Consider the following 13,551-nt stretch of genomic DNA (forward strand, 5'->3'; position numbering starts at 1 on the left):
CACCAACCCGCCGCCGGTACGGCACAATAGAACGAACAACAAGTGGCCCTGTTTTCAAATGGCACTAATGGCCCTGTTTTGGGTTGGCGTTAACAACCAGCCGCCGCGTGAGAATTTACATACGTTCAGATCTATCGATGAGGGCTACACTGCTGTCGATAGAATCCTGGATTGTGAAGCTGATCCTGCTGGTGAGCCAGTTGTTCCTATGGGTGATGGCGTCCCGCTGACGTCGGCACAGAAACTGTGCTTCGAAAATGTTCAGTTGGACTTCTACCCGAACCAGGATGCCCTTCAGGAAAGCTACCAACTCTTGTCTGACTCGCAGCAGGGCAAAATCCATCTCGTACAGGGCGTGAATTGGATGGTCGTGGACTTCAGTCAAATGGCAACGGGCCAACCCTCGACGCGGAACATCGAACGCCTGGCGAATGAACTAAACGGCGAATACGTCGTTGTCGGCGTCTAATTGGTAGGAATCGGAATTACTTCCGAAGGGCGCACTCGGATTGAGAACGCCCCCGAGAGCTGTCAGGTCCGAGGCGTCCGGTGAAGGATCCTTTTGGGAACCACCTACACAACCACTTTCATCATGCGCCTCCGTCGGCCACAGCCCCGCGAGCTTCGCCAGCAGCCAAAACATCGGGGGAGAAGGGGAAGCTGGCCGGTCACCTAAACCGCCCCACCCACCGGCAATAACTTGGTTACCGCCCGCACCCGTTTCCAACGGCTTGACAGACATAGAAGCGTCGGGGGAGAGGGAAGCTGGCCGGTCACCTAAGCCGCCCCACCCACCTGGAAGTAACACAACCATGACCGACAAGAAGTCCTGCAAGCCCTACCCGGGAACACCGAGCGGGCGGGGGCCGCCCCCAACTGACCCGTAGGAGTCCATTGACAACATCATTGAAATTCCTTCTGAGCTCGCTGAGGATGTCCGCGATGTCCGCGATGTTCGGCACGGAGCCTGGAGATAGGCGCCACTGGCTCGTACCCGCGTCCGTCGCCGCCGACTACGGTGACGGGGCGGTTTTGCGTCCGCCACCGTTCACGGCAAGGATGGGCCGATGACTTCCACCGCTCTGATTACCGGCGCCTCCTCGGGCCTCGGCGCCGAGTTCGCCCGCCAACTCGCCGCCCGCGGCCATCACCTCGTCCTGGTCGCCCGAGACACGGCCAGGTTGCAGGAGCGGGCCATTGAGCTCACTGCCGGATATGGAATCGGCGTGGAGATCCTGACAGCTGACCTGTTGACCGACGGCGGGGTGTCCCTGGTCGCGGCACGGCTTGAAACCGATGACCGGCCGGTGGACGTGCTGGTCAACAACGCCGGCTTCGGGCTGGCCGGCTGGTTCACCGACAACACGCTCGGCCAGGAGCGGAACCACCTGCGGATCCTCGTGCAGACCCCTATGGATCTGTCCCATGCCGCACTGACCGCCATGGTCCGACGCGGCGGCGGCCGTGTAATCAACGTCTCCTCCGTCGCCGGCTTTACCCCACGCGGGACGTACTCGGCAGCCAAGGCCTGGGTCATCAACTTCAGCCGCTGGGCCAACGCGTTCTACTCAGCCAAAGGCGTGAGCGTGACGGCAATCTGCCCCGGGTTTGTCCGCACCGAATTTCACGGTCGGATGGGGGCCGACACAACCAGCATCAAGGACTGGATGTGGCTGGAGCCGCAACGGGTCGTGGCCGAAGGCCTTCGGGACGCGTTCGCCGGAAAGGCTGTCTCCGTTCCGAGCAAACGCTACAAAGTGCTGACCAGACTCACTGCGGCGATCCCCGACGCTCTGGCTATGAAGCTCGCTGCACGCGGCCGGTAGACCGCCGAGGCCATGGGCGTGGTCCCGGCGGGCAGCATGTTCCGCCGAAGCTGAGGTTGAAGAGAGGGAAGACCGTCACCCGCATCGGTGGGCGCAACGGCCTTCCCCATCCTCGGTCACTGCCGGAGGACTCCGACCTTTTCCTGCGCTTTAGTTGCTAATCGCGCAGGAACTGCCGGTCCCCGAAATGCTAGGCGGCTCGCTTTGGCCTGCGGCGAGTCTAGACTTCTGGACGTTCCCTGATCAAGGCTCCCGACAAAACTATTTAAGCTATTTGGTTCACGTCGCGGTAGAGACCTCCACGTCGGTGCCCAGTAGATCAGCAACCGCGGCACCGGACGGATACTCGACCCATTCGGGTGGCTCGTTCAGGTCCAACCGGTGGTCCAGGTCTTCTTCGGGGAGGGGAGGAGACGCTCGCGCATAGCAGCACCGGCCCGTTACCGACGGCCGGTAACTCCGGCAGTTCGCGCGGCAAGAACTACCTTGGCAGCGAAGACCACTCCGGCAAGAAGGAGGACGACGGCCGTCACCACCTGGTACCACGTGCCGTCGACGTCAGTGCGGTGTATACGCCGGTGAGAGAGAACATCATCGCCGCCAGCGAGCGAGTGAGCGTTGCCCTCTTTGTGTTTTCCGTGCGCCCAGCCTAGGCCACGATCTAAACGGGGCGGCCGCAGCGTCACTCACGCCCCGGTGTCCGGGGGCTTATGGCCCGTGACAGTGGAATCTCCGGCCAGGAGAATTGCCCGATGACAAAGACGCGAAACTTGAGTCAGGCTTTTATGCTTGCGGCCGTGTCCGCCGGGCTGGTCACTTCGGGCTTTCTGTTCCGGCGCTTCCAACTGCGCTGGGGTGCCACCGCCGCCGAAGCCGACGGCGGGCTCCCGGGCGACCACTTCCTACCAGTTGCCGATCTGCAGTCAACGCGCGCGATCACCATCGCGGCTCCGATGGATAGCGTGTGGCCCTGGTTGGCGCAGCTGGGGCAAGGGCGCGGCGGACTCTACAGCTACGACGTCCTTGAAAACCTCGCGGGCCTGGACATCCACAGCGCTGATCGTGTCCACCCGGAGTGGCAAGACATCAAGGTAGGGGATCACTTCCACTTGGCCCCGGCTGCGTACGCTGACCTGGAGGTGGGGTTGGTGGAGGAAGGCCATGCTCTCGTGCTGCGCGTTCCTCCGGGTTCCCCGCCCGGGCCGTTCGATTTCTCCTGGGCCTTTGTCTTGCGGCCACAACCCGACGGCGCAACCCGGCTCGTGGTGCGCGAGCGGTATGCATACCGGCAGTGGTGGGCCGGGTGCTTGGTGGAGGCGGTGGAGGTTGCCAGTTTCATCATGTCCCGGCGAATGCTCCATGGGATCAGGACCCGCGCGGAAGGCAAGTTTCAGTAGCCCTGCCCATGCCTGCCGCGGCGCACCTGGACACTCCGATTAGGTGCACCGATCCGCCCGGGCGCTGGGTGAGAGGCGTCATGTGGCGCCCCTGCGAGCCCGCTCAAGCCAGTCACCAAGCAGTGCAGCGAGAAGCCCAAACTGCTCATGCATGAGTGCATGGCCCGCGCCGTGTGTTACTGACCGCGGCGTTGCTCAGGCTCGAGTTCATCGTACGCGTCGGCGTCCTGAGAATTCACCCGATGGTCCGGGACGTGCTGCGAGCGCTCCGCGGCGGGGCGTGGCAGCAGCGATCGTCGCTGCCAAGGAAGTCCCACTCCCGGGGACGCTGTCCGTTGCCGCCCTGGGGCCAGAGGTGTATATGTGGCTGTAACGCTTGCGCGCTTGCTTCTGGCTGAGATGCAGTTCAGCCGCTGGATGGTTAGGCGCGTGGAAAAGGTGAGTTTCGATCAGGACCGCAACGTGACGCGCCGCCTTACAATCGACTTCAATGTTCGCGACGACGCGCCCATCGTCACGGACAAGGTGGGCGACCGGTTCTGGATCGTCTCGATAGCGCTGATGAGACGGCGCACATTAGTGAACATGCGGATTACTGACGAGATCCGCCATGTCCTGCCGACACCGGGGATCCGTTTCACGCAGCAACTTGACGAATCCCTTCTGCTTGCCGCCACAGCCACTGTTGTGCCCGATCCGGCAGACCATGACCTTCGCGGCTTCATCCGCGAGCTCGTCGCGGGGTCGAAGAAGGAGTTGAAGGACGCTTTGGCACGCTTCGAGGCTGCAAACAGCGAAGTATCCTCCGGCTTGGTGCCACTCGCCGAGAGTTCCGTCGTGCGGGCCGTCGTCTATCTGCTCCGCAGGAACTTTTCCCTTCACGTATTCCGCCCCGCTGACACCCCGTCTGAACCGGAAAGGCGGCATCGGCTCCTCAACCTTGAGTTCAGCGAGCCCACAGGGTGGAACCGCATGACCCCGAGCATGCAGCAGATCAAGGGGGCCTTGCAGTACGAGCATGACCACCGGGCCGCTGCTGGCACCGGATTCTTCGCTAGGCATACGTGGAGACTCCGGCAGGTGTGGCGGAAAGTCCGGACGAGTGTTCCTGCCGCCTTGGGGCTGAAGCCAACGAGCATGCGGTTGCAAGTACCTGGGGCCGAAAACGCCGCGAGTGATCATCTCGAGCTCACTGCCCCCGCAGGGGTCGAAGTGGTTCGGGCCCGCCTGCTCGCCGGCCGGCCCAACGAGGACGGCCCCCACTTCACGAACGACCCCGTCGTCGGCCACACGGCAACGGTCGGCCTCCACGGAGTAGAGATACCCAACGGCCCGCTCTGCCTGGCACAAGTCGACTTCAGAGTCACCTCGCGGGGGTGGCTGACCAACGCTGTTTTTTCGTGCGCGCTAGTTACCGCGGGTCTGCTATGGCTCTCAATCCTGGCTTCGCGGCATTCCATCACACGGTCGGCGGCGCAGGTTACAAACATCATCGCTGTGCTCATCACTACGGTTGCAGCAGTGGGCGCTACGATCGCACATTCAACATTTACGGGAGTGGCGGCGCGCATGGTGGCCCGTCTTCGCGGCCTCGCAGCCGTGGCGGTCGCGCAGCCGATCATAGCGGCTGGGGCGCTGGCGTTTGCAGATGAGACCAACAGCGCCACCCCCGTGGTCCAGTTGCGCCAAGGTACCCTCATCACTCTATGGACAGCTATGTATGTCGCTCTAACTGTTTTTTTGCTCTTCGGCGGGGCGCTGGGCCGAGGGCTGGCACGAGCGGTACGGGTGGACCAATGAGAAACAGGAAGCGGCGGTCCATGCGCTTCTAAGGCCAGCCGCGGGCTTAGCTCGTAGACCCTCCACATGCGACCGAGGACAAACGGTATGCGCCACTCAACATTTGTGCCCCTACGAAATACTCCGCCCAGACGCGCGAAGCGTCCCGAACTGAAGCTTTAATTCGCGCCTCTGTTGCCAAGGACTTGCCTTAGCGGCGCGCACGAGCCAAGTGTTCACCACCCGGCCGTGCCCGGGCCACCCTTGAACGGACCAACGATTCGTGTGGTGATCCAACCGCCGTAAAAGTCGCCGTCTTGGAAGGTGACCTGTTCGCCGTCGACCTCGCAGGAGTCCATGTGACCGGGGTAAAGCGCGACCCGGGTCCTGAGCGCCTCGAAACCCCGAGCGGGTTCCGGGTAGGTCCACCCGGCACGGGAACCAATCACTCCGCCGGCGACGACGTCGAAGTAGTGCGCTTCGCCCTTAAACTCGCAGAAGCTGGTGCCCTCCACTGGAACGAGTACCCCGGCGGGGAATGAGTCCAACGGCAAGTAATAGACGGGCGGATGACTCGTCTCCAGGACGCGCACAGCGTCAGTGGTGTCGGCGATCACCTGCCCGCCAAGCCGAACGATGACCCGTTCAGATCGTGGCTCCACCCTCGGTGGGCGCGGGTAGTCCCACACCGATTCCTGACCGGGCTTGGGTTTGATGGGCTGGGGACGCCGGAAGAAACCGGAAAATCCGTCGGCAGGAGTCATGCTTCCATGGTGCCACCTTCTGCTGGGATGCCAGCATGAACGCCGTGGGGAGCCCGGAGGGCAGCTATGGCGGAAACCCACCTCAAGGGCAGGGCCTTGTGGCCCAGGATTAAACCGAAGGCTCCTCCGCGTCGAGCACCCGCTCCTGGGACATGCGACAGCAGGCCATCGACGTTATTGTGACTCTCTTGGCCGTGTCCAATCCACAGGGTATGAATGAACGGGGCTCCGGGTATCCGCGGGAGGTCCTCCCGGACACCTGGAAGCAGCGCTGGCCAACAGCTTGTTGGCCCGTGTTTGAAGGGGCCCGGGCAACTAAACCTGACCCACGAACGAGGGGACGACCGATGAACACGCAATGCAAAGTGGCGGTGCTGGGCGCAGGCATCATGGGGGCAGCAATGGCCCGGAACCTGCTGAGGGCCGGACATGAGGTCCAGGTGTGGAACCGCGACCACGCCAAGACGGGACCTCTCGCCGACGCCGGCGCCCGGGTGGCTTCCTCCCCGGCCGAAGCCGTCGCCGGCGTGGACGTGGTGGTCACAATGCTCTACGACGCTGCCGCGGTGACCGAAGTGATGAGGCAGGCAGCCCCGGGAATCCGGCCGGGCACTGCGTGGGTCCAGTCAACGACCGTCGGGGTTAACGACGCCGCTGCCCTTGCCGAGCTAGCCGACCAGGTCGGCGTCGACCTGGTCGAAGCGCCCGTTTCCGGCACCCGTGAGCCCGCTGAGGCAGGCCAGCTCCTCGTCATCGCCGCCGGACCCGAGGCAGTGCGTGAGCGTGTGGCACCGGTTCTGGACGCAATCGGCGCACGCACGGTCTGGACTGGTCAGGATCCCGCTGAGGGCTCGGCAACCCGGCTCAAACTTGTTGTCAACAGCTGGGTCATCGCTGCGTCGAATGCCGCGGGCGAGATTCTGGCCCTCGCCGAGGCCCTCGGGGTGGATCCCCAGCAGTTCTTCAACCTCATCGACGGCGGCGGTCTCGATCTGCCGTTCCTGCGGACAAAGGCCGCCCTTATCCTTGAGGACCGGTTGGAGCCGGCATCCTTCGCGGTCGATACCTCGCTGAAAGACGCCCACCTTATCCTCGACACGGCCCGCGAATACGGTCTGCGGCTCGACGGCGCCGAGGCGTCAGCAGCACGTCTCGGACGGGTCGCCTCTCAAGGCCGCTCCAAGCAGGACATGGCCGCCGCTTACTACGCCAGCACTCCATAAGATCCAGAATGGTCGGAAAACCTCGTCGACGCATGGAATGAGTCAGGATTGCCCTGTTGGTTTATTTTCAGTGACCGAGCCCGCCAGCGAAGGCTACCGAGACGTCGGGGGCTGACGTCAGGGAATTGTGCACGGTGCAGTGGGATGCGACAGCAAGGAGAGGCCCGCGGCGCTCGACGGGGACGCCGGCCGGGACGGTGATACGCACCTCGATACGGGCAACGCGTGCAGGGCGTGAGCCCATGGCGAACTCCGCTTCCACGGCCAAGCCGTCGGTGGGCAGCCCATGCCGTTCCAGATAGCGGCGTGCGTAGAATGCCACGCAACCGGTGAGGCTTGCAACGAACAGTTCTGTCGGAGTAGGGCCGGTGTCCTCGCCGCCGTCGCTGGCTGGCTGGTCTGTTCGGATGACGTGACCGCGGACATTGATGTCAAAGCGGTCGCCACCCAGGTGCACGGCGCGTACCGGCTGGACTGCTCCGACGGCGGCACTGAGGGGCGGCGAGGCACTGCCTGAGGTGGTGACTGGGTCGCTGCGCATGTGTCCTTCTGGATCTGTCGGTTCGGCATAGCTGTGGCCCCGGGACGGGTCCACTGAGTACTTACGATGCGGGGGCGGTGGCCATTTTCGCCCGGACCTCTTCCATGTCCAGCTCCTTGATGCCTGTGATCAGCTGCTCCAACGCGGTCGCGTTCATCGCTCCCGGCTGGGACAAGACGAGGATGCCGTCGCGGAAGGCCATAAGGGTGGGGATGGAGGTGATGCGGGCGGCGGCGGAGAGTCCGGCCTCCGCCTCAGTGTCCACTTTCGCGAACACGATATCGGTGTGGGTCTCGGAAGCCTTAGTGAACGTGGGGGCAAACATCCGGCAGGGGCCGCACCAGGCAGCCCAGAAGTCCACCAGCACGATGCTGTTGCCGGTAATGGTGTCGTTAAAGGTCTTGTCTGAAACATCAATGGTTGCCATGGCTAAATCGTATACCCCCTGGGGTATCAGGTCAACGGACATAGGCAGGTCCTCAGTTTGCATTTATACCCCCGGGGGTACCAAGATGGAGGAGTAATCACCCACCCGGCTTGCCGTTTGAATGTGAAAGGCAACCAGCACGACGGGGTACTCCTTGGACGAACCTTGGCCCCTGTGATGCGGTGGATGGGGAAGGGTGCCATGGAGGGGCAGGACTCGAACTCATCTTGCCGGTCCTGCCCCCGTCCGAAATCCCCGTAATTCTCGATCCAGCAGTGTTAGCGCCCCGTCCAGCGAAAGGTCCAGCCCATGGAAATCACCCCGCAGCACCTTGCCGAACAGCTCAAGAGCGGCGGTGGAGTCCAGCTTATTGATGTCCGAGAATCAGCTGAAGTTGCCGAGGGGATGATCCCCGGCGCCGCGCATATAGCTCTCGGTGAACTGGGCAGCCGCCTCAACGAGCTCGACAAGTCCCGCACCGTCATCGCCATCTGCCGCAGCGGACGCCGCAGCGCAGCGGCCGCGGACCAGCTCACGGCCGCGGGCTTCACCGCCTACACCGTGCCTGGCGGAATGCTCGATTGGACGGCCGCAGGCTTTCCCACCGTTTGACCCCCTGGGTCCGGGCGGCATGTCTTTCATGTGCTGCCCGGGCTTCCACGTGCCCGGTCCGTAATTTCTCTGCGGCTTACGGGCGGTGGATGGCAGCCTCGCGCTCACGCGGTGCCGCCAAGACATGTTCCACGATATATCGAAAGTGATGATGACTTCCTTGAATACGACCACCTCCGTTGCCTCCGCCCCGCAGTCCATTGACGCCACGACGCTGAAGGCGTGGGAAGAGAATCATGATGATTTGATGGTCATCGACGTGCGCAGTGGCGCGGAGTTCGATTCCCTGCATATCAAGGGTTCCTACCATGTGCCGCTTCCCATGCTCAGCGAGCACACCGAAGAATTCGCGGCAAAAATGGGCACCCGCGTGGTCCTGGTCTGCCAGTCAGGGAACCGGGCCGAGCAGGCCCGCAAACACCTGGACTCCGTCGGCCTGGCCAGTGCCAGCGTCCTGACCGGGGGAGTCCCCGCCTACGCCGCCGCCGGCGGCACCGTGGTCCGCGGACGCGGACCCTGGGCCATGGAACGCCAGGTCCGGATGACCGCGGGCTCCCTCGTGCTCGCCAGCATCGTCGCGTCGAAACTCCTCTCCCCGAAGCTCGGCCTGGTCGCCGGGGGCATCGGCGCAGGGCTGACGTTCTCCGCCGCGACCAACAGCTGCGCCATGGGCCAGGCGCTCTCAAAGATGCCGTGGAACCGCTCCGTCAACGAGCCCACCGCACACCAGGCCCTGCAGAACCTGGACGCCAAGGCATGATCCTCACCGCGGCGGCGTTCGGGCTGATCGTCGGGGCCCTGCTGGGCCTGGTCGGAGGCGGCGGATCCATCCTCGCCGTCCCCGCCCTGGTCTACGGGGTCGGACTGCCGCTCGCCGCGGCAATCCCGACCTCACTGGTCGTCGTCGGCGCGTCCTCCGCCGTCGCGGTATTACCCCGGCTGAAGAACGGGGTGAACTGGCGGCTCGCGCTGATCATCGGCGCCGCGGGCACCGCCACCGCCTACCTCGGCGCCATGGTCAACCGCCTCCTGGACCCGAAGATCCTGCTCCTAGCCTTCGCCGCGATCATGGTCTTCGCCGGCATCCGCATGCTGATGCCCTCCACAACCGCCGGCGGCGCCTGCGCCCTGCCCGGCGGCGGGATCAACTGGCGCAGCTGCCTGCCCAAAGCCATCGCCACCGGCGCCGTCGTCGGGTTCCTCACCGGCCTGCTCGGCGTCGGCGGCGGCTTCCTGATCGTCCCCGCCCTCACCCTGATCCTCGGGCTCCCAATGGCCCTGACCGTCGGAACCTCCCTGGTGATCATCGTCATCAACTCCGCCGCCGGCTTCGCCGCCCACCTCGGCGACCTCCAAATCGACTGGGCCGTCACCGCAGCCTTCGCCGGGACCGCGATGATCGCCTCCCTCGCAGCCGGGCGCATCGGCACCAACATCCCCGACAAGGCCCTCAAACGCGGCTTCGGCATCCTCGTCCTCGTCATCGCCGCCTACGTCGCCGTACAGGCACTCCTCACCTAAAGGCAACGGCAAGAACAGGGAAGCTCCGGAAGATCAAACTGAACTGCTCCCCGAAAGTTGGACTGAGAAATCAGTTCTGCTCTTGGGGAGCAGTTTTATGCATGGAAGAAGTTCGTTGTCCGAGGACCAGCGCGACGCCGCGGTAGCGTTGTTTGAAGCGGGTTGGGGTGCTTTGGCCGTAGCGACCCGACTCGGAGTAGGTAGAGGTCCGAAGCAGGAAGCGGTACAACTCCTACCAGGGTGAGCAGGGCATCGTGGCGCCGAACCTGCTGAAGCGCCAGTGCGAAGTCGATGCCCCGAATCTGAAGTGGGTGACCGATGTGACCGAGTTCAGCGGGGGTGACCGGAAGCTCTACCTCTCACCGGTCATGAAATTCTCTGACCGGCAGATCATCTCCTATGCCCTTGGCATGTCGGCCAATCGGGAGCTGGCCAACGCCGGGCTGCGCTGTGCCCTGGCCACGCTGGAAAACGGGCGGAAACCACTCGTGCACTCCGATCAAAGATTTCCCGTATCAGTACAACGTCTGGCGCACACTCCTGGAGGACGCCGGCGCGGTCCAATCGATGTCCCGCGAAGCCAACTGCTACGACGATGCCGTCATGGAGAACTTCTTCGGACATTTCAAGGAAGAGCTCTTCCACCGCGTCCGGGGCCTCAACAGCGACGCACTCGCATCAGCGCTGCACGAGTACATCCACTGGTACAACACCGAAAGAATCTCCACAAAGCTCAAGAGTCTAAGCCCTGTTCAATACCGGGCAATGGCCCTGGTGGCTTAGGCCCCGAAGCGAAACTACCCCCCGAATAATTGCTTTGGTCTCCCTGAGGTCTCGGGGTTTGGCTTTCCGAAGGCTTTCTCCACCCCATGGCCAGTACCATGAGCCCCATGCAGACGGCTTTGATACTCGTAATTACTGGTGTCTTGCTTGGGATGCCGACGGCCATATACGCCTACAACAATCCGCGGCGGAAAGGCGAACCGCTGGGCGCCCAGCGGACAGCGTTTCTTGGCCTCAGTGCCCTTGGATTAGGCTGCCTCCTTGTCGGAGCCGCCATTTTCTCATCAGTCCGTCAGTAGGAATACGACACAACAGTGTCCGTCATCATGCTCTTCGAAAGCGTCCCTTGACGGTGGCTCATTTCTCACACTGAGAAAGAACCGATCACTGTCGGCTAAAGCCTCACAAATTCGCAAGTCCAACTTTCGGGGACCAGTTCAAACCCCTCCGGCGCTTCCCAGTTCCATAAACGGACTGTACCCGGGCATCACCTGGGCTAGGTCCCCGGAATGGCCGGCCATCAAGCGGTCCCGGCGGCCCGGTATGCGGGCGCCCACACGCTGTGGGTCGCCGTTTATGTACCGGAACCTGAGTCCAAAGGCCGGGCAAGAGCAGGACCTGGAGCGATCGGAGCTCCGGCGGGCCTACCGGGCCAGAACGCCGGTCCCCGGTCATCAATGATGGTCGGTGTTGCGCATCCGGACAGCCACGATGAGTCCCGATACTGCGGTGAGGACACCCACGACGGCGACCGCAGCGGGGATCCCGTAGGCATCAGCGAGGATTCCGGCGAGGAGGGCACCGACGGCGAATCCGCCGTCGCGCCAGAGCCGGTAGATCCCGACTGAGCGTGCCCGCCAGGCCGGGTGCGCGACGTCGCCGATGGCGGCCAGCAGGGTGGGGTAGACCATGGCGGTTCCGGCACCGAGCAGGACCGCTGCGGTCAGCCAGATCCCGAAACCTGTCCCGAGGGCGACCATCCCCAGTGCCACTGCCTGGACGAGCATGCCGCCGACGATCAGGGGCTTGCGGCCGTACTTGTCCGACAGGGCCCCGGTGACGAGCTGGCCTGCGCCCCAGACGGCGGGGTAGACGGCGGCGAGGATGCCGATCTTTTCGATGCTCAGTCCGGCGGCGGCGAAGAGCACGGGGAAAAGGCCCCAGGCGAGGCCGTCGTTGAGGTTGTTCACCATGCCTGCCTGGCTGACCGAGGACAGGGACTTGTCCCGGAAACTGGTCAACGTGAAAATTTGCCGGTTGCTCAGCTCGGCATGGGTTCCGGCGTGGGCAGAGGTGTGGTTGGCGGCCTCGAGCTTGGCATGGTTATGGGTTTCCTTGACGGCGAAGACCGAGAGACCAAGGCCCAGGGCGATGTAGGCGGCGCCGAGCAGGAACGGTCCGGGCCGGAGCCCGTAGTTGGCGGCGATGTAGCCGGTGGCGAGGGCGGTGGCGGCGACGCCGAGGTAGCCGGCGGCCTCGTTCAGGCCCATGGCCAGGCCGCGGCGGGAGGGGCCGACGAGGTCCATCTTCATCATCACGGTGGTGGACCAGGTGAGGCCCTGGCTGATGCCAAGGACGATGTTGGCCGCGACGATCCAGCCCCAGGACGGTCCGAAAATCAGCAGTAGTGGAACTGGAAGTGCGGTGAGCCAGCCGGCCACGAGGACGGGCTTGCGGCCGTAGCGGTCCGAGAGCGTTCCGGCGAAATAGTTGGTGGCCGCCTTGGCCAGCCCGAACGCCAGAATGTACGTCAGGGCGGAGGTGTAGAGATCCAGGTGGAAGACCTGCCCGGCCAGCAGGGGCAGGACTGTGCGTTCCTGGCCGAGGGTGCCGCCGACGAGGGCGTTGACGGCGACGAGGAGCATGAACTGGGCCAGGTTCTGCCGCAGGCCCAGCGAGATGGCCTTCCGCGTGCGTCGGGTTCCCCCGCGGGCTCCGAGGTCCTGCGGTGAACGGGCGTTACCGGGCGTCATCTGTGTACTCCACTTATTTTGGGGCAGACGTTGGCGGCGGCCCGGTGTCCCGGACCGCCGCCAACGCATGTCAATCAATCACTTCAGATGGTGCCTGGATCAGTTGCTGGCGAGGGACCCCAGCGGCTGCCGGTCTTCCCAGGCGGCGTAGCTGCCTTCGAGTTCGACGACGTCGTAGCCGGCGCGGCGCAGCGCGCTGGCTGCGACGGAGTTCCGGACACCGCTCTGGCAGTAGGACACGATGGTGCCTCCGGTGGGGAGTTCGTCGAGGTTCCACATGACCCGGCCGCCGCTGAGCTGGTGGGAGCCGGGGATGTGTCCGGCGGCGTGTTCGGTGCGGTTGCGGACGTCCAGGACCATGGCGGCGTCGAAGCCGGCGAGGTCCTCGGGGGCGATGAGCTTCGGGGTGCTGACGGGCAGGCCCTGAAGGCCGGTGAGGTAGCCGGCGACGTTGTCGATGCCGACGCGGACCAGGTGGTCCCACATGTCCTGCGCGGCTGCCTGGTCCGGGGCGAGGAGTACGAGGGGGTTCGTGTCGGTTTCGGGGTTGATCACCCAGGCGCCGAAACTGGCAACGGATTTGCCGGCGGGAACGTTCAGCGATCCGGTCACGGTGCCCTGGTGGACCTGGTCGTTGGGGCGGGTGTCGATGAACGTCACCTTGTCCGCACCGAGTTCTTCTGCGACGGTGGCGGGGTCGAGTTC

The 13,551-nt window shown here is 64.1% G+C and carries 14 protein-coding genes; 9 read left to right on the top strand and 5 right to left on the bottom strand.

Features of this window, described 5'->3' with window-relative positions; genetic code table 11:
- The 4 genes from RCH15_RS18415 to RCH15_RS18430 all read left to right on the top strand — a co-directional run.
- A partial coding sequence (locus tag RCH15_RS18415; RefSeq protein ID WP_326962102.1) for a hypothetical protein occupies nucleotides 1-469 on the top strand: 469 nt, incomplete at its 5' end.
- Nucleotides 470-1,067: 598 nt separating this feature from the next.
- Nucleotides 1,068-1,826, top strand: a complete 759-nt coding sequence (locus RCH15_RS18420; protein ID WP_326962103.1) for an SDR family NAD(P)-dependent oxidoreductase — start codon at nucleotides 1,068-1,070, stop codon at nucleotides 1,824-1,826.
- 752 nt (nucleotides 1,827-2,578) lie between these two features.
- Nucleotides 2,579-3,223: an SRPBCC family protein gene (locus RCH15_RS18425; RefSeq protein WP_326962104.1), complete on the top strand. Its 645-nt coding sequence runs from the start codon at nucleotides 2,579-2,581 to the stop codon at nucleotides 3,221-3,223.
- A gap of 399 nt (nucleotides 3,224-3,622) precedes the next feature.
- Complete coding sequence (locus RCH15_RS18430; RefSeq protein WP_326962105.1) at nucleotides 3,623-5,023, top strand: hypothetical protein; 1,401 nt, start codon at nucleotides 3,623-3,625, stop codon at nucleotides 5,021-5,023.
- A gap of 215 nt (nucleotides 5,024-5,238) precedes the next feature.
- On the opposite strand, the gene RCH15_RS18435 is transcribed toward RCH15_RS18430, so the two are convergent.
- Nucleotides 5,239-5,766: a DUF427 domain-containing protein gene (locus RCH15_RS18435; RefSeq protein WP_326962106.1), complete on the bottom strand. Its 528-nt coding sequence runs from the start codon at nucleotides 5,764-5,766 to the stop codon at nucleotides 5,239-5,241.
- 347 nt (nucleotides 5,767-6,113) lie between these two features.
- Here RCH15_RS18435 and RCH15_RS18440 point away from each other — a divergent pair, with 347 nt between their 5' ends.
- The gene (locus tag RCH15_RS18440; RefSeq protein WP_326962107.1) at nucleotides 6,114-6,989 is read left to right on the top strand and encodes an NAD(P)-dependent oxidoreductase; all 876 of its coding nucleotides are present in this window, start codon (nucleotides 6,114-6,116) and stop codon (nucleotides 6,987-6,989) included.
- Between the two features lie 67 nt (nucleotides 6,990-7,056).
- Here RCH15_RS18440 and RCH15_RS18445 read toward each other — a convergent pair whose 3' ends face one another.
- Nucleotides 7,057-7,530, bottom strand: a complete 474-nt coding sequence (locus RCH15_RS18445) for an OsmC family protein (RefSeq protein WP_326962108.1) — start codon at nucleotides 7,528-7,530, stop codon at nucleotides 7,057-7,059.
- A 61-nt stretch (nucleotides 7,531-7,591) separates the two neighbouring features.
- The gene (gene trxA / locus RCH15_RS18450; protein WP_326962109.1) at nucleotides 7,592-7,957 is read right to left on the bottom strand and encodes a thioredoxin; all 366 of its coding nucleotides are present in this window, start codon (nucleotides 7,955-7,957) and stop codon (nucleotides 7,592-7,594) included.
- A 309-nt stretch (nucleotides 7,958-8,266) separates the two neighbouring features.
- Here trxA and RCH15_RS18455 point away from each other — a divergent pair, with 309 nt between their 5' ends.
- The 4 genes from RCH15_RS18455 (at nucleotide 8,267) to RCH15_RS18470 (ending at nucleotide 10,873) form a co-directional block, all read left to right on the top strand.
- Nucleotides 8,267-8,569, top strand: coding sequence for a rhodanese-like domain-containing protein (locus RCH15_RS18455; protein ID WP_326962110.1), 303 nt, complete (start codon nucleotides 8,267-8,269; stop codon nucleotides 8,567-8,569).
- A 151-nt stretch (nucleotides 8,570-8,720) separates the two neighbouring features.
- Nucleotides 8,721-9,329, top strand: a complete 609-nt coding sequence (locus RCH15_RS18460) for a rhodanese-like domain-containing protein (RefSeq protein WP_326962111.1) — start codon at nucleotides 8,721-8,723, stop codon at nucleotides 9,327-9,329.
- Nucleotides 9,326-10,090 (top strand): sulfite exporter TauE/SafE family protein, encoded by a 765-nt coding sequence (locus tag RCH15_RS18465; protein WP_326962112.1) that lies wholly within the window; start codon nucleotides 9,326-9,328, stop codon nucleotides 10,088-10,090. Before RCH15_RS18460 ends, RCH15_RS18465 begins: the two co-directional genes overlap by 4 nt.
- 450 nt (nucleotides 10,091-10,540) lie before the next feature.
- Complete coding sequence (locus tag RCH15_RS18470; protein ID WP_326962113.1) at nucleotides 10,541-10,873, top strand: IS3 family transposase; 333 nt, start codon at nucleotides 10,541-10,543, stop codon at nucleotides 10,871-10,873.
- Between the two features lie 674 nt (nucleotides 10,874-11,547).
- Here the strand turns inward: RCH15_RS18470 and RCH15_RS18475 are convergent.
- Both RCH15_RS18475 and RCH15_RS18480 read right to left on the bottom strand, forming a co-directional pair.
- Complete coding sequence (locus RCH15_RS18475) at nucleotides 11,548-12,738, bottom strand: MFS transporter (protein WP_326962115.1); 1,191 nt, start codon at nucleotides 12,736-12,738, stop codon at nucleotides 11,548-11,550.
- A 207-nt stretch (nucleotides 12,739-12,945) separates the two neighbouring features.
- The coding region (locus tag RCH15_RS18480) for a rhodanese-like domain-containing protein (RefSeq protein ID WP_326962114.1) at nucleotides 12,946-13,551 on the bottom strand (606 nt) is incomplete at its 5' end.

Origin of the sequence: Arthrobacter sp. MP_M4 (genome assembly GCF_035984855.1) — a bacterium.
In the GTDB taxonomy this organism is placed as follows: domain Bacteria; phylum Actinomycetota; class Actinomycetes; order Actinomycetales; family Micrococcaceae; genus Arthrobacter.